The organism is Citrobacter sp. RHB25-C09, from assembly GCF_013836145.1.
Classification (GTDB): Bacteria; Pseudomonadota; Gammaproteobacteria; order Enterobacterales; family Enterobacteriaceae; genus Citrobacter_A.
Genome location: NZ_CP057483.1, coordinates 854,894 through 877,267, shown reverse-complemented (window position 1 = coordinate 877,267; position 22,374 = coordinate 854,894). Strand labels below are relative to the sequence as shown.

The following is a 22,374-nucleotide window of genomic DNA, read 5'->3' as shown; positions in this document are numbered from 1 at the left end:
ATCAGTCCGCCAACTCCAGTATACGTACCACCAACTGCGAGAAGCTCATTCCCGCCTGACGTGCCGCCATCGGCACCAGACTGTGGCTAGTCATGCCCGGAGAGGTATTGGCTTCCAGCAAATAAAACTGTCCATCGCTGTCCAGCATAACGTCAATACGACCCCAACCTTCGCAACCCAGCGTGTTCCACGCTTTCAGCACTAATGCCTGCAAAATTGCTTCTTGTTCGCTTTCTAAACCAGCAGGACAGAAATACTGTGTCTCATCAGAGAGATACTTCGCCTCATAATCATAGAAGGTTCCGGCGGGTTGGATACGGATTGACGGTAAAATTTCATTACCGAGTATTGCCACCGTATATTCCGGACCGCTGAGCCATTTCTCAATCAGAACTTCTTCATCATGCTGAAATGCCAGCGCTAATGCACTCTGCAATGCATCATATTCCGTCACCTTTGACATCCCGACGCTGGAGCCTTCGCGGCTTGGCTTTACAATCAACGGCAAACCCAGCGCAGAAATTTGGCTTACACAGTCTTCACTCAGCCCATTTTCAAACTGCGCACGCGTCATCGCGACCCAAGGTGCTACGGGTAAACCCGCGCCCTGCCACAGCAGTTTGCTGCGCAGTTTATCCATTGAGATTGCCGAGGCCATCACGCCGCTACCGGTGTACGGCAGGCCAATCAGTTCCAGCAATCCTTGCAGCGTACCGTCTTCGCCGCCGCGACCGTGTAGAGCAATAAATACCTTGTTAAAGCCCATCGACTTTAGCTGGGTAACATCGGTTTCTTTTGGGTCGATCGGATGGGCGTCCACGCCACCTTCACGTAGCCCTGCCAGAACCGCCGCACCGGAATTCAGCGAAACTTCACGCTCTGCAGATGTCCCGCCCAACAGGACCGCGATTTTATCAGCCATGCTGTTCGTCCTCCTGAGTTTGCGGCTTCAGTTTGATTTCGGCTAAGGAACGGGCGATTTTGCCGATATTTCCTGCGCCCTGCACCAGAATCAAATCATTACCGGTCAACACAGGTGCCAGCATCTCCGCAACCTGAGCCGGATCAGACACCAGAATCGGGTCAATTTTGCCGCGGCCACGAATCGTACGGCACAGCGAACGGCTATCGGCACCTGGAATCGGCGCTTCGCCGGCAGCGTATACGTCCAGCATCAGCAGCGCATCAACCTGCGTCAGCACGTTGGCGAAATCGTCATACAGATCGCGCGTTCGAGTGAAGCGGTGCGGCTGAAACAGCATGACCAGATTTTTATCCGGCCAGCCTGCGCGTGCGGCTTTGATCGTTGCGTCCACTTCTGTTGGGTGGTGCCCGTAATCATCGACCAGCATCGCCGTACCCGCTTTGCCATTTACTGGCTCAAGCGGGAATTCACCGAGGAAGTCGAAACGGCGACCGGTGCCCTGGAAGCTTTCCAGCGCGCGCAGAATCGCGTCGTCTTCAATACCCTCTTCCGTGGCGACAGCCACAGCGGCGGCCGCATTCAGGGCGTTATGACGCCCCGGTGCGTTCAGCGTCACACGCAGATCGGCCATGCCCTGACGCAGCAGCGTAAAATGCCCCTGCGGCCCAATCTGCTGGTAATCTTCCACCCGGACATCAGCGTCGTCGCTAAAACCGTAAGTGGTTGTCTGGCGACCGACGCGCGGAAGTAGCTCGCGGATCACCGGATCGTCGACACACATCACCGCACGCCCGTAAAACGGCAGGTTATGCAGGAAGTTAATAAACGTCTGCTTCAAATTTTCGAAGTCGCCATGATAGGTATCCATATGGTCGGCTTCGATGTTGGTGACGATTGCCACCATCGGTTGCAGATGCAGGAACGACGCGTCGCTCTCATCCGCTTCCGCAATTAAATATCGGCTATGGCCGAGACGCGCATGGACGCCCGCAGCCTTCACTAATCCGCCATTAACAAACGTCGGATCCAGCCCCGCTTCCGCATAGATGCTGGACACCATCGCGGTGGTGGTGGTTTTACCGTGCGTCCCGGCAATGGCGATGCCGTGACGAAAACGCATCAACTCTGCCAACATTTCTGCGCGGCGGATAACCGGAATGCGCGCTTCATGCGCTGCCACAATCTCCGGGTTATCGGCAGAAATGGCGCTGGAGACAACCACAACGCTCGCATCGCGCACGTTTTCCGGGCGATGGTGGAAATAAATCGTCGCGCCCAGATTCGTCAACTGCTGCGTCACTGGGTTTGGCGCTAAATCGGAACCACTGATCTGATACCCTTCGTTGGCCAGAACCTCGGCAATACCGCCCATGCCAGCACCACCGATGCCAACAAAGTGAATGTGCCGGACGCGACGCATCTCGGGCACGATAGAACGCAGTTTTGCCAGTTGTTGTGTATTCATTCTCTAAACGCCATCGACTACTTAAAATTCGTGCAGCGCAACACGCGCTGCGAGGGTTAAGCCTGGGCTGCCAGACTCACTTCTTTTGCCACCCGCTCCGTCGCATCCGGAATCGCGGCCGCACGTGCGCGCTGCGCCATCTCCAGCAATGCGTCTCTGTTCCAGCTCGCCAGGGTGTTGGCGACGGCATCCACCGTAAACTGTGGCTGCTCAAAAATTTTGGCGGCACCCGCTTTTTCCAGCGGTAGCGCATTCCAGTACTGCTGGCGGTCTCTATGCTGAAACGGCACAAAGAGCGCCGGCAAGCCAGCAGCGGCAATTTCACTTACCGTCAAGGCACCAGACCGGCAGACCACCACATCCGCCCACGCATAGGCGGCGGCCATATCATCAATAAATTCGGTGACTTTATGCTGCGGTTGCCCCGCGTCGGCATAAGCCTGTTCTACTGTCTGCTGGGCGCCCTTTCCGCTCTGATGCCAGAACGTTACCGCATCGCCCAATTTTGCGGCCACCTGCGGCAGGGTCTGATTCAGAACGCGAGCGCCCTGAGAACCGCCGACAACCAGCACGCGAATCGGACCTTCGCGTCCGCCAAGACGTTCCTGCGGCAGCGGCAGCGCCAGGACATCGGTACGCACCGGGTTACCGACCACTTCCGCGTTTGGGAACGCGCCAGGAAACGCCTGCATCACCTTGGTGGCAATCTTCGCCAGCCATTTGTTGGTGAGCCCGGCGATCCCGTTTTGTTCATGCAGCACAACCGGAATACCTAACGACCACGCCGCCAGCCCGCCAGGACCAGAGACATACCCGCCCATGCCGAGCACGACATCGGGCTTGTACGATTTCATGATCGCCCGCGCCTGTCGCCAGGCGTTAAAAATACGCATCGGCGCGGCAAGCAGCGCCTTCACGCCTTTGCCACGCAGTCCGGAAATACGAATGAAGTCAATCTCGATGCCATGCTTTGGTACTAAATCCGCTTCCATACGATCTGCGGTACCCAGCCAGCGAACTTCCCAGCCCTGGGCCATTAAATGATGCGCGACCGCCAGTCCCGGGAACACATGTCCGCCGGTACCGCCTGCCATCACCATCAACCGCTTCGCTTGACCACTCATCGTGAACCTCGTACAAACGCCTGGGCTTTTTCCAGACGCGTTTCATAATCAATGCGCAACAGCATCATGATGGCTGTCGACATAATCAATAAACTCGAACCGCCGTAGCTTATCAGCGGCAACGTCAGGCCTTTCGTGGGCAGCATACCGGCCGCTGCACCGACGTTTACCAGCACCTGAAAACTAAACCAAATCCCGATTGAGCAAGCCAAAAACCCGGAGAATCGGTGGTCGATTTCCAGCGCTTTGCGCCCGATCGACATCGCACGAAAAGCGACGAAGAATACCATTAAAAGTGCAAGGACCACACCGATATAACCCAGTTCTTCGCCAATAATAGCGAAGATGAAGTCGGTATGCGCTTCCGGCAGATACTCCAGTTTTTGCACCGAGTTACCCAGTCCTTGCCCCCAAATTTCACCACGACCAAACGCCATCAGTGACTGAGTGAGCTGATAACCGCTGCCAAACGGGTCATCCCACGGGTTCCAGAACGACGTCACGCGGCGAATACGGTACGGTTCGGCAAGGATCAGCAGCACCACTGCCGAAATTCCCATGCCGATAATGGCGATGAACTGCCACAACTTCGCGCCTGCCAGAAACAGCATCGCCAGCGTGGTGACGAACAGAACCACCACCGTACCGAGGTCAGGCTGCGCCAGCAGCAGGATCGCCAGTACCAGAATCACGCCCATTGGCTTTAAAAAGCCGCGCAGGTTATTTCTCACTTCATCAACCTTGCGCACCAGATAGTTCGCCAGGTAGCAGAATAGCGATAGCTTCGTAAACTCCGCAGGCTGAATACGCAGCGGCCCCAGGGCAATCCAGCGCGATGCCCCATTTACCGAACTCCCGACCACCAGTACGATCAGCAGCATGACGATCGACGCGATCAGCATCATGGTGCTGTACTTCTGCCAGAACTCCATTGGCAGACGTAACGTGATCAAGCCCAGACAAAAGGCCAGAAAAATATAGAGCGCATCACGCTTGGCAAACAGGAACGGATCCCCCGCCAGACGCTGACCTACGGGCATGGAAGCCGATGTCACCATAACAAAGCCGATCGCCGCCAGGCCCAGTGTCAGCCACAGCAGCGTGCGATCGTACATAATCAGGCTGTCGGTATCTTTGTCCCGCGAGCCCATCACCCAGCCTTTCAGCGCCGCAAAGATCCACCCCAGGATGCCAAATCCCGGCAGGCGCGGCATTCTCAGGCGAGGGAGTGATAACCGCATCAGCCCAGCTCCTTCGCCAGACGGGTAAAGAGATCGCCCCGCTGCTCAAAATTCTTAAACTGATCGAGGCTGGCGCAGGCCGGTGACAGCAACACCATGTCACCGGACTTCACGCGCGGCGCGAGCAAACGCATCGCCTCTTCCATCGTCTCTGTCTGCTCCGCAATTTCCGGACGTAGCGCGGCCAATTGCGCGCCATCACGACCAAAGCAGTACAGCCGCACGCGGTCACCTTCCAGATAACGTCTCAGCGACGAGAAATCCGCCGACTTGCCGTCGCCGCCAAGCAGCAGATGCAGCGTTCCGTCAACCTGCAGCCCATTCAGTGCTGCCTCAGTGCTGCCCACGTTGGTCGCTTTCGAGTCGTTGATCCAACGTACGCCGTTGTGCTCAAACGCCAACTGGAAGCGGTGCGCCAGACCGGTGAACGTGGTTAATGCTTTCAGACTGCTTGCGCGAGGTAACCCTGCTGCATCCGCCAGCGCCAGCGCCGCGAGGGCGTTGGTATAGTTATGCTGACCGGAAAGCGTCATTTCTTTCACGTTCAAAACTTTCTCACCTTTGACCCGCAGCCAGGTTTCACCCTGCTGCCGGTTGAGGTGATAATCGCCCATATTCACGCCAAAACTCACGCAGCGTTCATCAGCACCACGAATCGGCATGGTCAGGGCATCATCGGCATTTACCACGCAGACTTTAGCATTCTCATAAACCCGCAGTTTTGCTGCACGATATTGTTGTAAACCAAACGGATAGCGGTCCATGTGGTCTTCGGTAACGTTAAGAATGGTTGCCGCCACCGCCTGCAGGCTGGTGGTGGTTTCCAGCTGGAAGCTGGACAGCTCAAGCACGTACAGCTCGCGCTCATCATCAAGCAGCATGAGCGCAGGCAGACCGATATTGCCGCCAACGCCCACGTTCACGCCAGCCGCTTTCGCCATCTCGCCGACCAGCGTCGTGACGGTGCTTTTCCCGTTTGATCCGGTAATAGCGATGATGGGGGCCTGCGCTTCGCGACAGAACAATTCAATGTCGCCCACAATCTCTACGCCCGCGTCTGCGGCAGCACTTAACGCCGGGTGCGCCAGCGCGATGCCCGGGCTTGCGACAATCAGATCCGCACTCAGCAGCCAGTCATTGTTCAGGCTGCCAACGTGGCGCTCTACCGTTTCCGGCAACTTATCCAGACCCGGCGGCGTCGCGCGGGTATCCATCACACGAGGGGTCACGTCGCGGGCAAGGAAAAAGTCCACGCAAGACAGTCCGGTTAAGCCCAGACCGATGATGACGACGTTTTTACCCTGGTAATCAGCCATGATTAACGTACCTTCAGCGTTGCCAGGCCAATCAGCACCAGCATCAGCGAAATAATCCAGAAGCGCACAATGACGCGCGGCTCCGGCCAACCTTTAAGTTCATAGTGATGGTGAATCGGCGCCATGCGGAAAATACGCTGCCCGCGCAGTTTGAACGAGCCCACCTGCAGGATCACCGACAGAGTTTCCACCACAAATACCCCACCCATGATCACCAGCAGGAACTCCTGGCGCAGTAATACGGCAATAATGCCCAACGCGCCGCCCAGTGCCAGCGATCCCACATCGCCCATAAAGACTTGTGCCGGATAGGTGTTAAACCACAGGAAGCCTAACCCCGCGCCGACGATCGCCGTGCAGACGATCACCAGTTCCCCCGCATGGCGGAGATAAGGTATGTGCAGGTAATTGGCGAAGTTCATGTTACCGGTTGCCCATGCTACCAGTGCGAAACCTGCCGCTACGAAGACGGTCGGCATAATCGCCAGGCCATCCAGACCATCTGTCAGGTTGACCGCGTTGCCGGTCCCGACGATCACGAAATAAGCCAGCAGAACGTAAAACAGCCCCAACTGAGGCATCACGTCTTTAAAGAACGGCACGACCAGTTCGGTCGCTGGCGTGTCTTTTCCAGCCAGATATAGCGCGAAGGCCACACCCAGCGCGATCACTGACATCCAGAAGTATTTCCAGCGCGCAATCAGGCCTTTAGTGTCTTTTCGCACCACTTTTCGATAGTCATCGACAAAGCCGATAATGCCGTAACCGACCAGCACCACCAGTACGCACCAGACGTAGGGGTTTGACGGGTAGGCCCAAAGCAGAACGGAAATGACGATTGCCGTCAGGATCATGATCCCGCCCATCGTTGGCGTTCCGCGTTTGCTGAAGTGGGACTCCGGACCGTCATTACGGACGACCTGACCGAAGGAGAGTTGTTGCAGACGAGCGATCATGCGCGGGCCCATCCACAGTGAGATGAACAGCGCGGTCAGCAGGCTGACAATGGCGCGAAACGTCAGATAGGAAAAGACGTTAAAGCCTGAATAATATTTGACCAAATGTTCGGCCAGCCAAACTAGCATGATCCTTTCTCCTGTAATGCGCGTACTACCTCTTCCATGGCGGCACTACGTGAACCCTTCACTAAAATCGTTATCATCTGATGCTCAGCCACCAACGCCTTAAGGTGTGCGATCAGCGCGGGTTTATCCGCAAAATGCGCGCCCACACTGCTGGCATCACTGATGGCCTGACTCAGTTTTCCCGTACTCAGCACGCAGTCAATGGCTGCCGCTTTCGCCGCTTCACCGACCTGTACATGACATGCTTCACTTTCTGCGCCCAACTCCGCCATATCGCCAACCACCAGTACGCGGTAGCCCGGCATTTCGGCCAGCACATGAACCGCGGCGGTCATTGAGCCAACGTTCGCATTGTAGGAGTCATCAAGCAGCAGTTTGTTCTCTGCCAACTGGACGGGGAACAGACGGCCCGGTACAGCCTGTAAATTCGCAAGACCCGTTTTAATGGCTTCCAGCGTCGCGCCGACAGCCATCGACAGTGCGGCAGCGGCCAGCGCATTGGCGATGTTGTGGCGCCCCGGTAACGGCAACAGTACATCGATGCTTCCGGTTGGGGTTTGCAGCGAAAACTCGGTGCCGTGAGAAGTCACATGAATATTGGTCGCCGTGAAATCACTGTTTGCGGCATTCGGCGAGAAACGCCAGACCTTACGATCGCCAATAATCGCCTGCCAGTTCAGCCAGTCGTTGTTATCGGCATTCATAATGGCGATACCGTTTTCCGGCAGACCGGTAAAAATTTCGCCCTTCGCTTTCGCCACGCCCGCCAGAGAGCCAAAACCTTCCAGATGCGCAGCCGCCAGGTTATTCACCAGCGCAGCCTCCGGACGCGTCAGGCTGACGGTCCATGCAATTTCGCCCTGATGATTCGCGCCCAGTTCAATGACGGCATAGTCATAATCGTTATTTAAACGCAGCAACGTCATCGGCACGCCGATATCGTTATTGAGATTACCTGCGGTATACAGCGTATTGCCGCACTGGCTGAGGATCGCGGCGGTCATCTCTTTGACCGAGGTCTTACCGGAGGAACCGGTCAGTGCCACAACGCGCGCGGGTACCTGTGCACGAACCCATGCTGCCAGCTCGCCGAACGCCAGACGGGTGTCTTTTACAATAACCTGCGGTAAATCGATATTGAGCGGACGGCTGACCAGCAGCGCGCCTGCCCCCCCCGCTTTCGCCTTATCGGCAAAATCATGGGCATCAAAACGTTCGCCTTTCAGCGCCACAAACAGGCACCCCGGCGTCAGCTTACGCGTATCGGTGGTAACGGCATCGATAGAAAGGTCATCGCCTTGCAGTTGTCCGCTAACGATCCCGGCGAGCTGGCTAAGCGTTACGCTAATCATGCGATAACCCCCAACAGGCGTGCCGCCGTGACGCGATCGGAATAGTCGAGACGCTGTGTGCCAACAATCTGATAATCCTCGTGGCCTTTACCTGCCACCAGCACAACATCGTTCTCTTTCGCCTGCATAATGGCGTTAGTCACCGCTTCTGCACGGCCTTCCATCACTTTTGCCCGACCAGCATCCATCATCCCTGCCAGAATGTCGTCGATGATGGCGCGCGGCTCTTCGGTACGCGGGTTGTCGTCGGTGACAACCACAACATCAGCAAACTGTTCGGCAATCGCCCCCATCAGTGGGCGCTTACCTTTGTCGCGATCGCCGCCGCAGCCGAAGACACACCAGAGTTGCCCGGTACAGTGCAGACGCGCCGCCTGCAGTGCTTTTTCCAGCGCATCAGGGGTGTGAGCATAATCAACGACCACGGTAGTTCTACCCGGTGCGCTAAAGACTTCCATGCGCCCGCACACGGGCTGTAAACGCGCAGCGGTGGTCAGCAGATCGGCTAGCGGATAGCCAAGCGCCAGCAATGTCGCCAGCGCCAGCAGCAGATTGCTGACGTTAAAGGCGCCCATCAGGCGGCTTTCAATTTCACCTTCACCCCAGCTTGAGGCAAAGCGGATCGTTGCACCACTGTCGTGATAGGTCACCGCAACTGCTTTCAGCCAGCGGTTGTGACAGTTCGGGTTAATATGGTCTTCCATTGAAACCGCAACCGCATCCGGCAATTTTGCCAGCCAGCGGCGGCCCACTTCGTCATCGGCGTTGACGATCGCCTGGCCGCAGTGGTGAGTGGAAAAGAGCAGCCATTTCGCCGCTTCGTACTGTTCCATGTCACCGTGATAATCAAGATGATCACGGCTCAGGTTGGTAAACACTGAGGCGGCGAATTTCAATGCAGCCACACGATGCTGAACCAGTCCGTGGGAAGACACTTCCATCGCGCCAAAGGTGGCACCTTCGTTAACCAGTCCCGCCAGAACGTGCTGTACGTCCACCGCTGAACCGGTGGTATTTTCCGTTGGGATCGCTTTACCCAGCAGACCGTTGCCCACCGTGCCCATTACCGCACTGGTTTCGCCAAGCAGTTGGCTCCACTGCGCCAGCAGTTGTGTGGTAGTGGTTTTACCGTTGGTACCGGTAACGCCGACCAGACGCAGATTTTCAGAGGGCTCGTGATAAAAGCGACCCGCCAGTGCAGATAAACGCTCGTTTAGCTGGCTGAGATAGATAACCGGGACACCGTGCATTTCACGGACTTCTCCGTCGGTCGCCTCATCTTTCGCCTCTGCAATAATGGCAGCCACACCTTGCGCTATCGCCTGCGGGATATATCGACGCCCGTCCGCCTGATGACCTTTCACTGCCACAAAGAGATCGCCCGACGCAGCCACACGGCTGTCGAGTGTCATCTCTCGCAGTGCCCGCGCAGGTAAACCGGTTACCCACGGAGCAAGAAGGTCGCGCAAATTACGATCTGCCACCTGTACCCTCGCCTTGATTAATTACAAATTCATTTTTATCGCCCGTTGCCAGCGCATCCGGCTCAATGTTCATGGTGCGAAGAACGCCACCCATGATGGCACCAAACACCGGTGCGGAAACGGCGCCGCCGTAATATTTACCCGCCTGCGGATCGTTGATCACAACAACCAGCGCGAAGCGCGGCTGACTCGCAGGCGCAACGCCTGCGGTATAAGCAATGTATTTATTGATGTAGCGACCGTCCGGCCCGACTTTTTTCGCAGTACCGGTTTTAATGGCGATGCGATAACCCTTAATCGCCGCCTTCACGCCACCGCCGCCAGGCAGTGCCACGCTTTCCATCATATGAACGACGGTGCGCACGGTCGATTCCGGGAAGATACGCTCACCGGGAACCGGAGGATCAACTTTGGTTATCGACAGCGGACGATACACGCCGTAGCTACCAATTGTTGCGTAGACTCGCGCTAACTGTAACGGGGTTACCATTAGCCCATAGCCGAAAGAGAAGGTGGCCCTCTCTATGTCAGACCACCGTTGTTTTTGAGGATATAAGCCACTGCGTTCTCCGACCAACCCCAAATTGGTCGCTTTTCCCAGCCCAAAACGTGAGTAAGTATCTACTAACGCTGAGGACGGCATCGCTAACGCCAGCTTAGAAACGCCGACGTTACTCGACTTCTGTAATACCCCAGTCAGGGTCAATTCGCTGTAACGCGCCACGTCTTTGATTTCGTGACCGTTAATTCGATAAGGCACCGTATTGAGAACCGAGTTTTCATTGACGATTCCACGCTGAAGCGCGGTCATGACGACCATCGGCTTGACGGTAGAACCCGGTTCGAAGACGTCGGTAATGGTACGGTTACGCATGGCGTCCTTCGGCGTACCACTGAGATTATTGGGGTTGTAAGACGGACTATTTGCCATCGCCAGCACTTCCCCGGTGTTAACATCCACCAGTACCGCGCTTCCTGATTCCGCTTTGTTAAACGCCACGGCATTGTTCAGTTCGCGATAAACCAGCGCCTGTAAACGTTCGTCAATACTGAGCGCAAGGTTATGTGCCGCCTGGCTGTCGGTAGAAGAGATATCTTCGATAACGCGACCATAGCGGTCTTTACGCACAACGCGCTCGCCCGGTTGACCGGTGAGCCACTTGTCGAAACTTTTTTCAACGCCTTCGATACCCTGGCTGTCGACGTTGGTAAAACCAATGAGGTGAGCGGTCACTTCCCCGGAAGGATAGTAACGACGCGACTCTTCACGCAGATAGATCCCCGGCAGTTTCAATTTCTTGATGTAGTCCGCCATATCCGGGTTTAACTGGCGCGCCAGATAGATAAAGCGCCCTTTCGGGTTAGCATTGATGCGCGCGGCCAGCTGATCGAGTGGGATATTCAACGCGGTAGACAGCGCTCTCCAGCGATCGCCGACGCTCACGCCGCCCGCTTCATGCACTTCTTTCGGGTCAGCCCAGATCGCCTTCACCGGTACGCTGACCGCCAGCGGACGCCCTGAACGATCGGTAATCATGCCGCGAGATGTCGCCACTTCCTGCACGCGCAGTGAGCGCATATCACCTTGCCGAACCAGCATGTCCGGGGCGATAATTTGCAGCCAGGCAACGCGCCCCAGCAGGAAACCCAGCGCGAGTAAAATGCAGCCGCAGAGCAACGCAAAACGCCAACTGATAAAGTTGGTTTGTTCTTCCTGGCGCTTAGTTTTGGCCGCTGCTCTCATGCGTCGCGTTTTTCCTTATTTCTGCACTACGATATTTTCTTGTGACGGATCAACATGCTGCAATTGCAGCTTTTCTGTCGCGATCCGTTCAACCCGGCTATGATCGCCGAGCGCGTTCTCTTCAAGGATCAGGTTGCGCCATTCGATATCCAGCGCATCACGTTCCAGAACCAGTTGTTCACGCTGTGCGGTCAGTAAGCGCGTATGGTGCGCCGTTGTCACCACTGTGACCGCCGTGACAATGATGCAAATGAACAGACAGAGTGGCAGCTTCCCAAACCGCAAAAGATCGTCACCGATCACGCCAGGCAAGGCATGGCGCTCGTTGCTTCCTATCGATCCCTTAACTTTGCTTAGGGCTTCTGTCACTCTGCCGATCATGCGTTCGTCCTCTCTGCAATGCGCAGAACTGAACTACGGGCACGAGGATTCTCTGCAACCTCTTCTTCGCCCGGCATCATCTTGCCTAATGCTCGTAACTCACGGCCACCCAGTTTTTTGAGCTGCGCTTCGGTCATCGGTAATCCAGCCGGAACCTGCGGACCGCGACTTTGTTCACGCATAAAACGCTTCACAATACGGTCTTCCAGCGAGTGGAAACTGATAATCGAAAGCCGCCCACCCGGGGCCAGCACGCTGAGCGAGCTTTTTAGCGCCTGCTCTATCTCCTCCAGTTCACTGTTTACCCAAATGCGCACCGCCTGGAAGGTACGGGTCGCGGGATGTTTGAATTTGTCTTTCACCGGTGTTGCCGCCGCAACCACTTCCGCCAGTTCTTTCGTGCGGGTCATGGGTTGTTCGCGATTACGCTCAACGATGGCGCGGGCAATACGTTTGGCAAAACGCTCTTCGCCAAAGGTTTTTAGCACCCAGGCGATGTCGGCTTCTTCTGCGGTTTGCAGCCACTCGGCGGCGGACTGACCACGCGTCGGGTCCATACGCATATCCAGCGGGCCATCACGCATAAAGGAAAAGCCGCGTTCCGCATCGTCAAGTTGCGGTGAAGAGACGCCAAGATCGAGAAGAATCCCGTCGATCTTGCCAGTCAGATCGCGCTCGCCGACATAGTCAGCCAGCGCAGAGAAAGGCCCATGAATGATGGAGAAGCGAGGATCATTGATGGTCTGGGCAACGGCAATAGCCTGCGGATCGCGATCGATAGCCAGCAGACGCCCTTCTTCGCCAAGTTGCGAAAGAATAAGACGTGAGTGACCCCCGCGACCAAAGGTGCCATCAATATAGATGCCGTCAGGGCGAATATTCAGGCCGTTTACGGCCTCGTCCAGCAGCACCGTGGTGTGTTTAAAGTTTTCCATCATCTTTATAGAGACAAGTCCTGCAATCGCTCCGACAACATTTCGGTAGCAGATTGCTCAGCGTCGATATCTTCCTTGACCTGTTGATACCAGGTCGTTTCATCCCACAGTTCAAATTTGTTGAACTGCCCAACCAGCATCACTTCTTTCGTCAGACCGGCATGTTGCCGCAGGACAGGCGCGATCAGCAGTCGACCGGCATTGTCCATCTGACATTCGCTCGCATGCCCCAACAGTAAACGCTGTACGCGGCGTTCAACCGGGTTCATGCTCGACAGACGCGATAATTTTTGCTCGATAATTTCCCATTCAGGCAGGGGGTAAAGCAGCAGGCACGGGTGATGGATGTCAATGGTACATACCATTTGACCGGTAGCGTTCTCGAGCAGTTGATCCCGGTAACGGGTAGGCACGGATAAGCGCCCTTTACTGTCGAGATTGACTAGCGTTGCACCTCGAAACATGCCAGTTCTTCCCCTCCTTACCACTTTACCCCACAAATTCCCACTCAAAGGAGTTTACGGAGCGGAGGAAAAGCTTGTCAAGCGAGTCACAACGCTTAACGGAGTAAAAAACCCAATGTTTACGGCTAATATCAGCATTGATTAAATAACGCCCAACGCGCGAAGCAAATTAACGTCATGAATATTTGTAAGAAAAAAATGTAAAACTCACGACCGTTTTAAATCGACCCGATATTTTAAAAAGAAAATATAAAGTGTCAGTTTGCGACGCGAGCGGCATTTTAAGACATATTGCATCATGAATACAGCCCCTGTTTATGGCTGTTGTAACCCTTGTGCCAGTAAGCCAGACGAGAGCTGCCTGACGCGGGATTGAAAAGTGTTTGTTAATTCGGCAATTGATGTCTGGCGTGTAACAAAATAATACAAGGCGCATCGGCGAGGACTTTACAATTATCCGATTAGCGGCCTATTTCGTTTAAATGCGGGGTATTTGTAAAGGTTTAGAAAAATCTAAAGAATAATCCTAATTCCGATAAGGTCATTGAAGCGCGAAAAATATAAAGGGCAATAGATGTTGGCTTGACGTGGCGCAGTTGCCGGATAGCGACGCCTTGCGCGTTATCCGGCCTGCTAAAATACACTAGCTGCGACTCAAGACGCCGCGACGATAGAGGTTACGTTTAATACGCGTTAAACCCGGCTTCGGTTTGCGCGGCTCGTCCAGGCTCGCAAGGACGATCTCCAGCACGCGCTCGGCGACATCGCGGTGGCGCTGTGCTACGGCCAGTACCGGGCATTGCAGGAAATCAAGCAGCTCATTATCGCCGAACGTCGCAATCGCCAGATCTGTCGGTAACTTGCCTTCGCGACGTAGCGTCACGTCCATCACGCCTTGTAACAGCGCAAATGACGTTGTGAACAACGCCTGGGGCATCGGGTGGGTTTCGAGCCATTTCTCAAACAGCTGTGCTGCGGCTTCGCGCTCGTAGCTGTTGGCATAGAGGAAATTCACTTCGCGCGGATCGTCTTTCCAGGCGGCACGGAACCCTTGCTCACGCAGGAAACTCACAGAAAGCTCAGGCAGCGCCCCCAGATAAAGCACGTTGTCAGCCGGGAATTTACGTAACTCCCCTGCCAGCATCTCTGCGTCGTCCTGGTCGGCCCCCACTACGCTGGTGAAATGTTCGCGATCTAATGCGCGGTCCAACGCCACAATCGGGAAGGAGTCATTAGCCCAGCGCTGATAGAAAGGATGCTCCGGTGGCAGAGATGTGGAAACAATGATCGCATCAACCTGGCGCTGCAACAGGTGTTCGATACAGCGCATTTCGTTGTCAGGCTGATCTTCCGAGCAGGCAATCAGCAGTTGATAACCACGCTGACGCGCCTGACGTTCAAGATAGTTCGCTATGCGGGTATAGCTCGTGTTCTCCAGATCGGGAATGACCAGCCCGATAGAACGTGTGCGTCCAGCACGCAGCCCAGCGGCCACGGCGTTCGGGTGATAATTATGCTCTCGCACCACCGCCATGACTTTTTCGACAGTCTTATCACTCACGCGGTATTGCTTTGCTTTTCCGTTTATCACGTAGCTTGCAGTCGTGCGCGAAACTCCCGCCAACCGAGCGATTTCATCCAGTTTCACAATTGCCCCTTGCGTAAAATGTACAATCCATAACCATTGTAACGGCATGGGTTAAACTCTTTAACATTCAAACGCAGAATAGTCACTGCGGCAACCGCTTTTATTGTGGGTTACCACGGATTTCGCAAAAAAAAGCCCAATTACATGAACTGGGCTAGGTTCGAAATTGTTTCGTTGGCCGGATAAGCGTTAGCGCCATCCGGCAGAGCAATCACGAAAATGACTAACGCATTATCTTATCGCCACGGGATAGCCCGACCACGCCGGAACGGGCAACCTCAACGATTTTCGCCACTTCACGAAGCGTTGCCAGAAAGGCATCCAGTTTATCGCTGGTCCCCGCCAGTTGAACGGTATAAAGGGTTGGCGTTACGTCAATAATCTGCCCACGGAAGATTTCCGTATTGCGCTTAACCTCTTCGCGTCCATAGCCACTGGCCTGCAGCTTCACCAGCATTATTTCACGCTCGACGTGCGCGCCCTGCCCCAGTTCACTGACCCGCAGGACATCCACCAACTTGTGCAGCTGTTTTTCAATCTGCTCCAGCACCTTTTCGTCACCAACCGTCTGGATAGTCATGCGCGAAAGCGTGGGATCGTCCGTCGGCGCAACGGTCAGACTTTCGATGTTGTAACCGCGCTGGGCAAAGAGGCCAATCACTCGTGATAATGCCCCGGACTCGTTCTCCAGCAGTACAGATAATATCCGGCGCATATCAGGTCCTCTCCGTTTTGCTTAACCACATTTCATCCATCCCACCCCCGCGAATTTGCATCGGGTAGACATGTTCACTGCCATCAACGGTGACGTCGACAAAGACCAGGCGGCGATTACGCACCTGCTCAAGCGCTTCACTCAGTTTGCTTTCCAGCTCATCAGGGCGGTTAATCTGGATCCCGACATGACCATAAGCTTCCGCCAGGCGCACAAAGTCAGGCAATGACTGCATGTAGGACTGAGAATGACGACCGGAGTAGATCATGTCCTGCCATTGCTTCACCATCCCGAGATAGCGGTTATTCAGGTTCAGCACCAGCACCGGCAGTTCATACTGTAATGCCGTCGATAGCTCCTGAATGTTCATTTGAATGCTGCCATCGCCTGTGACGCAAACCACCGTTTCATTGGGCAGCGCCATTTTCACGCCAAGCGCAGCGGGCAGGCCAAAGCCCATGGTGCCGAGTCCGCCGGAGTTGATCCAACGGCGCGGTTTATCGAATGGATAATAGAGCGCGGCAAACATTTGATGCTGGCCGACATCGGAGGTCACATAAGCATCGCCTTTGGTCAATCGCCAGATCGTCTCGATCACCGCCTGCGGTTTGATACTTTCACTTTGCGTGTCATATTTCAGGCACTGACGAGCGCGCCAGTGTTCAATCTGCTGCCACCAGTCACGAATATCGTCCAGCGGCTGCTGCGCATTTTCCTGCACCAGCAGTTCCAGCATTTGCTCCAGTACCTGGCGGGCATCGCCGACAATCGGAATATCCGCCGTGACTGTTTTGGAAATTGAAGTTGGGTCGATATCAATGTGCAACACCGTCGCATTCGGGCAATATTTTGCCAGGTTATTGGTGGTGCGATCGTCAAAACGCACACCGACGGCAAAAATCACATCGGCGTTGTGCATGGTCATATTGGCTTCATAAGTACCATGCATCCCCAGCATTCCTAACGACTGGCGATGCGTCGCCGGAAATGCCCCAAGCCCCATCAGCGAAGAGACGACGGGCAGGTTGAGCGACTCAATCGCCTGACGTAATTGCTCATGACAACCCGCAGCCACTGCGCCGCCACCAACATAGACAACCGGTTTTTTCGCCGCAACCAGCGTTTGCAGAGCACGCTTGATCTGCCCTTTATGACCAGAGGTGGTAGGATTATAAGAACGCATGCTGACCGACTCCGGCCAGGCGTAAGGCAGTTTTTTTGCCGGATTCAAAATATCTTTTGGTAAATCCACCACTACAGGCCCCGGACGACCGCTCGCCGCCAGCCAGAACGCTTTCTTCAGAACCTGTGGAATGTCTTCCGTCTGTTTCACCAGGAAGCTGTGCTTCACCACCGGGCGAGAGATCCCCACCATGTCGCACTCCTGGAAGGCATCATAGCCAATCAGCGAGGTAGCAACCTGCCCGGAAAGAATCACCAGTGGGATGGAATCCATATAAGCCGTTGCAATACCCGTAATGGCATTCGTCGCGCCAGGCCCGGATGTCACCAGCACAACGCCCACCTCTCCCGTTGCACGCGCCAGGCCGTCAGCCATATGCACGGCGGCCTGTTCGTGGCGAACCAGCACATGATCGATACCGCCAACGGTATGCAACGCATCATAAATATCGAGGACCGCGCCCCCGGGATAACCGAATACCTGCTTAACGCCCTGATCGATAAGCGACCGGACGACCATCTCGGCTCCAGACAACATCTCCATGGCTTGCCTCACTGAATGACGAATAACTAATAACGAAGTTTTAACACATTAACCGCTCGCCACGGTGCAGGCAATTCGCCTGAGCAGCCTTACTCGTCAGTAAAAAAGTACAAATGAAAGAAAAGGAGGAAGGAATTGGCGAATTACACCAACAATAGCCGGTGTGCAGAAAATTAATCGCTTAAAAAGACAAAGTTACAGCGGATCAGCCATTTTTTAGCGGCGCAGGTGACAGACCCACATCGTCAATTCAGCAGAAAATTCCAGATAAGAAATAAGATAAAGAATAAACCGGAAGTTTTAATCCGGTTTATTCCAAACGGACTTAGCGCTTACAGACAGAAACTAACAGCTCTTCCATCCATTGATGTCCTTTATCTCTTCCGGCAGCCTCATGCCAGGAAAGATAACAGGTTCTGCTATTGAGTTTTAACGGCAGCGGTAATACTTGCAGATCAAGTCCCTCAGAAAACTCTTCCGCCAGCCAGCGCGGTGCGACGGCCACTAGCTGGGTTTGAGAGACTACGTTCAGTACGCTAATTAAGGCCATGCCCTGATAAGCCACGCAGGACTGTTTATCAGGCGTATCGTACCAGGGTTGGCTAAATGACGCGAAGCGGTCGAGGGAAACGACAGCATGTTGTTCGTTATAAACATCGTTCTCTAACAACGGACCACTGATCCGCGGATGTTTGCGACTGGCAACCAAAACCATTTCATCTTTAAACAACGGCACGCTGGTGAATTCAGGACGACGGAACTCCTCGTAGCTAATAACGAATTCTGTTTCCTGATAACGTAATTGATGTTCTGTGTTTTGATTTAATGAGGATTTAAAAACGACCTGTATATTTGGCGCGATTTTTTCAACATGATTATAAATCATGGAGGTCAGGATATTATCCAGAGGGCTGCAAACACAGAGATTGAACACGCGTTCACTGCTGGCAGGTTCGAAACCTGAACCGGGTAATTCATTCTGTACCAACTGCAGCGCCTGGCGAACAGAACCAAAGAGCTGGAATGCGCGCGCAGTAGGTTGAATACCACGGCCATAACGCACAAATAATTCGTCATTAAACATCACCTTAAGGCGCGCAACCGCGTTACTGACCGCAGGTTGGGACATCCCTAACGCATGAGCTGCGCGGGTGATATTTTGCTCTTGCATCACCGCATCAAATACCGTTAACAAATTAAGGTCAACCATACGAAGTTGCGGTTTCTCCGTCTCTAAAACAGGAGAATTTGTTTTGTCTACTTTTACTTCTGGCATGCTTAACTCCACTGTCACGCTTAACTCCCTTTTCTTGCCGGATGCATAAAAATAATCTCAGGGAATATGATTTACCATGCATATAAAATAAGAAAAAGAGCTGAGTTTAATTTTAGGAATACATAAAGACGCAAGTTTAAAAAGTGAAAAACCAACGCCAGCGCGATGTGGTATCCTTCACAGCACGATAACTCATAAGTATTAATGACGCTCGCAATATAAACATAAGCCAGACAAATAGACAATCATCTGTTTTATGAATGATATTTTAAGTTTTAATTAAATGTTTATATTGTTTATACGTTATTTATTAACAAAAACTTATCAATAAAAGCGCTTTGACGAATATAAAACCTCCATAAGAAAAAACAACCATATGATAATCATACAGATAGTCTATTTAGCTTCATCGGTACGTTATCTTACCTTTTTACATGAGATGCAAAAAAGCATGCTTAGATATGTCAAATGATGAAAAGTGTGTACGCGCTCACATCGGTTAATATGGGATCCACCAAAAAGTTCAGCACAATTAGCTAAAACGCTTAGCGCATTCCTGCCGCGTTCAGCTGTGTTTTCTGATGATGGGGTTGACATCGTTGGGCGTATCCAGTACCACTAAAAGCACAACGTATTTCTCTGGAGTTGATTAATGATTCGTATCGCTCGCTTTAACAGCCTACTACTACTAAACGCATCTTCGTTGCGCGGTAGACGGGTGAGCGGCATTCAGCATTAGTCAGCACTCAGTCAAGATAAGAACCCGCGCCATTGCGCGGGTTTTTTTATGCTCGAAGCAAGGCGCCCTAAGAGACAAAGGACCTAACCATGAGCCAGCAAGTCATTATTTTCGACACCACATTACGCGACGGTGAACAGGCGTTACAGGCAAGCCTGAGTGTGAAAGAAAAACTGCAGATTGCCCTGGCCCTCGAGCGAATGGGTGTCGACGTGATGGAGGTCGGCTTTCCCGTCTCTTCTCCAGGCGATTTTGAGTCCGTACAGACCATCGCCCGTCAGGTCAAAAACAGCCGGGTCTGTGCGTTAGCGCGCTGCGTGGAAAAAGATATCGACGTCGCGGCAGAATCGCTGAAAGTCGCCGAAGCATTCCGTATTCATACTTTTATTGCCACCTCGCCAATGCATATCGCGACCAAGTTGCGCAGTACGCTGGATGAGGTTATTGAACGCGCCATTTATATGGTAAAACGCGCCCGTAATTATACCGATGACGTCGAGTTCTCCTGTGAGGATGCCGGTCGTACCCCTATTGCCGACCTGGCCCGCGTAGTCGAAGCCGCCATCAATGCTGGCGCCAAAACCATCAACATTCCTGATACCGTCGGCTATACCATGCCGTTTGAGTTCGCAGGCATTATCTCCGGTCTGTATGAACGCGTGCCAAACATCGATAAAGCCATTATTTCCGTTCATACCCACGACGATTTAGGACTGGGTGTCGGTAATGCGCTGGCTGCGGTTCACGCCGGGGCGCGTCAGGTCGAAGGCGCAATGAACGGTATCGGTGAACGTGCCGGTAACTGCTCGCTGGAAGAGGTGATCATGGCGATTAAAGTGCGCCAGGACATACTGAACGTGAACACCCGCATCAACCACCAGGAGATCTGGCGCACCAGCCAGTTAGTCAGCCAGATCTGCAACATGCCAATCCCGGCGAACAAAGCAATTGTCGGCAGCGGCGCTTTCGCCCACTCCTCCGGTATTCACCAGGACGGCGTACTGAAGAACCGCGAAAACTACGAAATCATGACCCCGGAATCCATCGGCCTGAATCAGGTGCAACTGAACCTGACGTCCCGTTCCGGACGTGCTGCCGTGAAACACCGCATGGATGAGATGGGCTATAAAGAGAGCGAGTACAGCCTGGATAACCTGTACGACGCCTTCCTGAAACTGGCAGATAAAAAAGGTCAGGTTTTTGATTACGACCTGGAAGCACTGGCGTTTATTAATAAGCAGCAGGAAGAACCTGAACATTTCCGCCTGGATTACTTCAGCGTGCAGTCCGGATCAAATGCTATCGCTACCGCCTCGGTTAAGCTGGCCTGTGGTAATGACGTCAAAGCGGAAGCGGCAAACGGTAACGGCCCGGTTGACGCCGTTTATCAAGCCATCAACCGCATTACCGCCTATGACATTGAACTGGTGAAATATAGCCTGACCGCCAAAGGTCATGGTAAGGACGCGCTGGGTCAGGTGGACATCGTTGCCAATTATAATGGTCGTCGCTTCCACGGCGTCGGTCTGGCGACCGACATTGTCGAGTCTTCCGCCAAAGCGATGGTCCACGTACTGAACAATATCTGGCGAGCCGCCGAAGTCGAAAAAGAGTTGCAACGCAAAGCTCAGAACAACGAGAACAACAAGGAAACCGTGTGATGTCGAAGAATTACCATATTGCCGTTTTGCCGGGTGATGGCATTGGCCCGGAAGTGATGGCGCAAGCCCTGAAAGTACTGGACGCGATTCGCCAGCGTTTTGATATGCGCATTACCACCAGCCATTATGACGTTGGTGGCGCCGCCATCGACAACCACGGCCAGCCGCTGCCGAAAGCAACGGTTGAAGGCTGTGAACAGGCTGATGCCGTATTGTTCGGCTCCGTGGGCGGCCCAAAATGGGAACATCTGCCGCCAGACCAACAGCCAGAACGCGGCGCGCTGCTGCCATTGCGTAAGCATTTCAAATTATTCAGTAACCTGCGTCCGGCAAAATTGTATCAGGGACTGGAAGCGTTCTGTCCGCTGCGTGCCGATATCGCCGCCAACGGTTTCGACATTCTGTGCGTGCGTGAACTGACCGGCGGTATTTACTTCGGTCAGCCGAAAGGTCGCGAAGGCAGCGGTCAGCATGAAAAAGCGTTCGATACCGAGGTGTACCACCGTTTTGAAATTGAACGTATCGCACGTATTGCGTTTGAGTCGGCGCGTAAACGTCGCCATAAAGTGACCTCCGTTGATAAAGCGAATGTCCTGCAAACCTCGATTCTGTGGCGTGAGATTGTCAATGAGATCGCCAAAGAGTATCCGGACGTGGAGCTGGCGCATATGTACATCGACAACGCCACCATGCAGTTAATCAAGGATCCGTCGCAGTTTGACGTGCTGCTGTGTTCTAACCTGTTTGGCGACATTCTGTCGGATGAATGCGCGATGATAACGGGTTCGATGGGGATGCTGCCTTCCGCCAGTCTGAACGAGCAAGGCTTTGGCCTGTACGAGCCTGCGGGCGGTTCCGCACCGGATATCGCCGGGAAAAATATCGCTAACCCGATTGCGCAAATTTTGTCTCTGGCGCTGTTGCTGCGCTACAGCCTGGATGCCGATGAAGCGGCAACCGCGATTGAACGCGCGATCAATCGCGCATTAGAAGAAGGTATCCGCACCGGTGATTTAGCCCGTGGCGCTACCGCCGTCAGTACCGATGAGATGGGTGACATCATTGCCCGTTTTGTCGCGCAAGGGGTGTAATC

At 53.9% G+C, this 22,374-nt stretch carries 19 protein-coding genes; 3 read left to right on the top strand and 16 right to left on the bottom strand.

The features are described from left to right. Window position 1: 1 nt before the first annotated feature. From HVY19_RS04155 to leuO, 16 genes are all read right to left on the bottom strand, one after another. A complete protein-coding gene (locus HVY19_RS04155; protein ID WP_181683118.1) occupies window positions 2–922 on the bottom strand; it encodes a D-alanine--D-alanine ligase in 921 nt (306 codons plus the stop codon). Then, on the bottom strand, window positions 915–2,390 hold the full coding sequence (gene murC / locus HVY19_RS04150) for a UDP-N-acetylmuramate--L-alanine ligase (protein WP_181683117.1): 1,476 nt from the start codon (window positions 2,388–2,390) through the stop codon (window positions 915–917). The genes HVY19_RS04155 and murC overlap by 8 nt, the downstream gene beginning before the upstream one ends. A gap of 56 nt (window positions 2,391–2,446) precedes the next feature. Continuing rightward, a complete protein-coding gene (murG, locus tag HVY19_RS04145; RefSeq protein WP_181683116.1) occupies window positions 2,447–3,514 on the bottom strand; it encodes an undecaprenyldiphospho-muramoylpentapeptide beta-N-acetylglucosaminyltransferase in 1,068 nt (355 codons plus the stop codon). Continuing rightward, the gene (ftsW, locus tag HVY19_RS04140) at window positions 3,511–4,755 is read right to left on the bottom strand and encodes a cell division protein FtsW (RefSeq protein WP_181683115.1); all 1,245 of its coding nucleotides are present in this window, start codon (window positions 4,753–4,755) and stop codon (window positions 3,511–3,513) included. The genes murG and ftsW overlap by 4 nt, the downstream gene beginning before the upstream one ends. After that, window positions 4,755–6,071, bottom strand: a complete 1,317-nt coding sequence (gene murD / locus HVY19_RS04135) for a UDP-N-acetylmuramoyl-L-alanine--D-glutamate ligase (protein WP_181683114.1) — start codon at window positions 6,069–6,071, stop codon at window positions 4,755–4,757. The genes ftsW and murD overlap by 1 nt, the downstream gene beginning before the upstream one ends. A 2-nt stretch (window positions 6,072–6,073) precedes the next feature. After that, complete coding sequence (gene mraY / locus HVY19_RS04130; RefSeq protein WP_181683113.1) at window positions 6,074–7,156, bottom strand: phospho-N-acetylmuramoyl-pentapeptide-transferase; 1,083 nt, start codon at window positions 7,154–7,156, stop codon at window positions 6,074–6,076. Next, window positions 7,150–8,508 carry a UDP-N-acetylmuramoyl-tripeptide--D-alanyl-D-alanine ligase gene (gene murF, locus HVY19_RS04125; RefSeq protein ID WP_181683112.1) on the bottom strand — a complete coding sequence of 453 codons (1,359 nt, stop codon included), beginning with the start codon at window positions 8,506–8,508 and terminating at the stop codon, window positions 7,150–7,152. Before murF ends, mraY begins: the two co-directional genes overlap by 7 nt. Beyond that, complete coding sequence (gene murE / locus HVY19_RS04120) at window positions 8,505–9,992, bottom strand: UDP-N-acetylmuramoyl-L-alanyl-D-glutamate--2,6-diaminopimelate ligase (RefSeq protein WP_181683111.1); 1,488 nt, start codon at window positions 9,990–9,992, stop codon at window positions 8,505–8,507. The genes murF and murE overlap by 4 nt, the downstream gene beginning before the upstream one ends. Next, complete coding sequence (ftsI, locus tag HVY19_RS04115) at window positions 9,979–11,736, bottom strand: peptidoglycan glycosyltransferase FtsI (RefSeq protein WP_181683110.1); 1,758 nt, start codon at window positions 11,734–11,736, stop codon at window positions 9,979–9,981. Before ftsI ends, murE begins: the two co-directional genes overlap by 14 nt. Window positions 11,737–11,751: 15 nt before the next feature. Then, on the bottom strand, window positions 11,752–12,117 hold the full coding sequence (gene ftsL / locus HVY19_RS04110; RefSeq protein ID WP_181683109.1) for a cell division protein FtsL: 366 nt from the start codon (window positions 12,115–12,117) through the stop codon (window positions 11,752–11,754). Continuing rightward, on the bottom strand, window positions 12,114–13,055 hold the full coding sequence (gene rsmH, locus HVY19_RS04105) for a 16S rRNA (cytosine(1402)-N(4))-methyltransferase RsmH (RefSeq protein WP_181683108.1): 942 nt from the start codon (window positions 13,053–13,055) through the stop codon (window positions 12,114–12,116). Before rsmH ends, ftsL begins: the two co-directional genes overlap by 4 nt. A gap of 2 nt (window positions 13,056–13,057) precedes the next feature. Next, window positions 13,058–13,516 (bottom strand): division/cell wall cluster transcriptional repressor MraZ, encoded by a 459-nt coding sequence (gene mraZ, locus HVY19_RS04100; protein WP_181683107.1) that lies wholly within the window; start codon window positions 13,514–13,516, stop codon window positions 13,058–13,060. A gap of 643 nt (window positions 13,517–14,159) precedes the next feature. After that, a complete protein-coding gene (cra, locus tag HVY19_RS04095) occupies window positions 14,160–15,164 on the bottom strand; it encodes a catabolite repressor/activator (RefSeq protein WP_181684214.1) in 1,005 nt (334 codons plus the stop codon). A gap of 223 nt (window positions 15,165–15,387) precedes the next feature. Beyond that, window positions 15,388–15,879, bottom strand: coding sequence for an acetolactate synthase small subunit (ilvN, locus tag HVY19_RS04090; protein ID WP_042290075.1), 492 nt, complete (start codon window positions 15,877–15,879; stop codon window positions 15,388–15,390). Between the two features lies 1 nt (window position 15,880). Beyond that, window positions 15,881–17,605, bottom strand: coding sequence for an acetolactate synthase 3 large subunit (gene ilvI, locus HVY19_RS04085; RefSeq protein ID WP_181683106.1), 1,725 nt, complete (start codon window positions 17,603–17,605; stop codon window positions 15,881–15,883). Between the two features lie 325 nt (window positions 17,606–17,930). After that, a complete protein-coding gene (gene leuO, locus HVY19_RS04080; protein ID WP_181683105.1) occupies window positions 17,931–18,881 on the bottom strand; it encodes a transcriptional regulator LeuO in 951 nt (316 codons plus the stop codon). Between the two features lie 652 nt (window positions 18,882–19,533). Between leuO and leuL the strand changes: the two genes are divergently transcribed. The 3 genes from leuL to leuB all read left to right on the top strand — a co-directional run bounded on the left by leuL (window position 19,534) and on the right by leuB (window position 22,372). Further along, window positions 19,534–19,620 carry a leu operon leader peptide gene (leuL, locus tag HVY19_RS04075; RefSeq protein ID WP_181684213.1) on the top strand — a complete coding sequence of 29 codons (87 nt, stop codon included), beginning with the start codon at window positions 19,534–19,536 and terminating at the stop codon, window positions 19,618–19,620. Window positions 19,621–19,709: 89 nt separating this feature from the next. Further along, the gene (gene leuA / locus HVY19_RS04070; protein ID WP_181683104.1) at window positions 19,710–21,281 is read left to right on the top strand and encodes a 2-isopropylmalate synthase; all 1,572 of its coding nucleotides are present in this window, start codon (window positions 19,710–19,712) and stop codon (window positions 21,279–21,281) included. After that, complete coding sequence (gene leuB / locus HVY19_RS04065) at window positions 21,281–22,372, top strand: 3-isopropylmalate dehydrogenase (RefSeq protein WP_181683103.1); 1,092 nt, start codon at window positions 21,281–21,283, stop codon at window positions 22,370–22,372. The genes leuA and leuB overlap by 1 nt, the downstream gene beginning before the upstream one ends. The last annotated feature ends 2 nt before the right edge of the window (window positions 22,373–22,374 follow it).

What these genes read in the sequence shown, in the direction of transcription:
- HVY19_RS04155 (WP_181683118.1), bottom strand. Translation starts at nt 922, where the DNA reads ATGGCTGATAAAATCGCGGTCCTGTTGGGCGGGACATCTGCAGAGCGT.
- murC (WP_181683117.1), bottom strand. Translation starts at nt 2,390, where the DNA reads ATGAATACACAACAACTGGCAAAACTGCGTTCTATCGTGCCCGAGATG.
- murG (WP_181683116.1), bottom strand. Translation starts at nt 3,514, where the DNA reads ATGAGTGGTCAAGCGAAGCGGTTGATGGTGATGGCAGGCGGTACCGGC.
- ftsW (WP_181683115.1), bottom strand. Translation starts at nt 4,755, where the DNA reads ATGCGGTTATCACTCCCTCGCCTGAGAATGCCGCGCCTGCCGGGATTT.
- murD (WP_181683114.1), bottom strand. Translation starts at nt 6,071, where the DNA reads ATGGCTGATTACCAGGGTAAAAACGTCGTCATCATCGGTCTGGGCTTA.
- mraY (WP_181683113.1), bottom strand. Translation starts at nt 7,156, where the DNA reads ATGCTAGTTTGGCTGGCCGAACATTTGGTCAAATATTATTCAGGCTTT.
- murF (WP_181683112.1), bottom strand. Translation starts at nt 8,508, where the DNA reads ATGATTAGCGTAACGCTTAGCCAGCTCGCCGGGATCGTTAGCGGACAA.
- ftsI (WP_181683110.1), bottom strand. Translation starts at nt 11,736, where the DNA reads ATGAGAGCAGCGGCCAAAACTAAGCGCCAGGAAGAACAAACCAACTTT.
- ftsL (WP_181683109.1), bottom strand. Translation starts at nt 12,117, where the DNA reads ATGATCGGCAGAGTGACAGAAGCCCTAAGCAAAGTTAAGGGATCGATA.
- rsmH (WP_181683108.1), bottom strand. Translation starts at nt 13,055, where the DNA reads ATGATGGAAAACTTTAAACACACCACGGTGCTGCTGGACGAGGCCGTA.
- mraZ (WP_181683107.1), bottom strand. Translation starts at nt 13,516, where the DNA reads ATGTTTCGAGGTGCAACGCTAGTCAATCTCGACAGTAAAGGGCGCTTA.
- ilvN (WP_042290075.1), bottom strand. Translation starts at nt 15,879, where the DNA reads ATGCGCCGGATATTATCTGTACTGCTGGAGAACGAGTCCGGGGCATTA.
- ilvI (WP_181683106.1), bottom strand. Translation starts at nt 17,605, where the DNA reads ATGGAGATGTTGTCTGGAGCCGAGATGGTCGTCCGGTCGCTTATCGAT.
- leuO (WP_181683105.1), bottom strand. Translation starts at nt 18,881, where the DNA reads ATGCCAGAAGTAAAAGTAGACAAAACAAATTCTCCTGTTTTAGAGACG.
- leuL (WP_181684213.1), top strand. Translation starts at nt 19,534, where the DNA reads ATGATTCGTATCGCTCGCTTTAACAGCCTACTACTACTAAACGCATCT.
- leuA (WP_181683104.1), top strand. Translation starts at nt 19,710, where the DNA reads ATGAGCCAGCAAGTCATTATTTTCGACACCACATTACGCGACGGTGAA.
- leuB (WP_181683103.1), top strand. Translation starts at nt 21,281, where the DNA reads ATGTCGAAGAATTACCATATTGCCGTTTTGCCGGGTGATGGCATTGGC.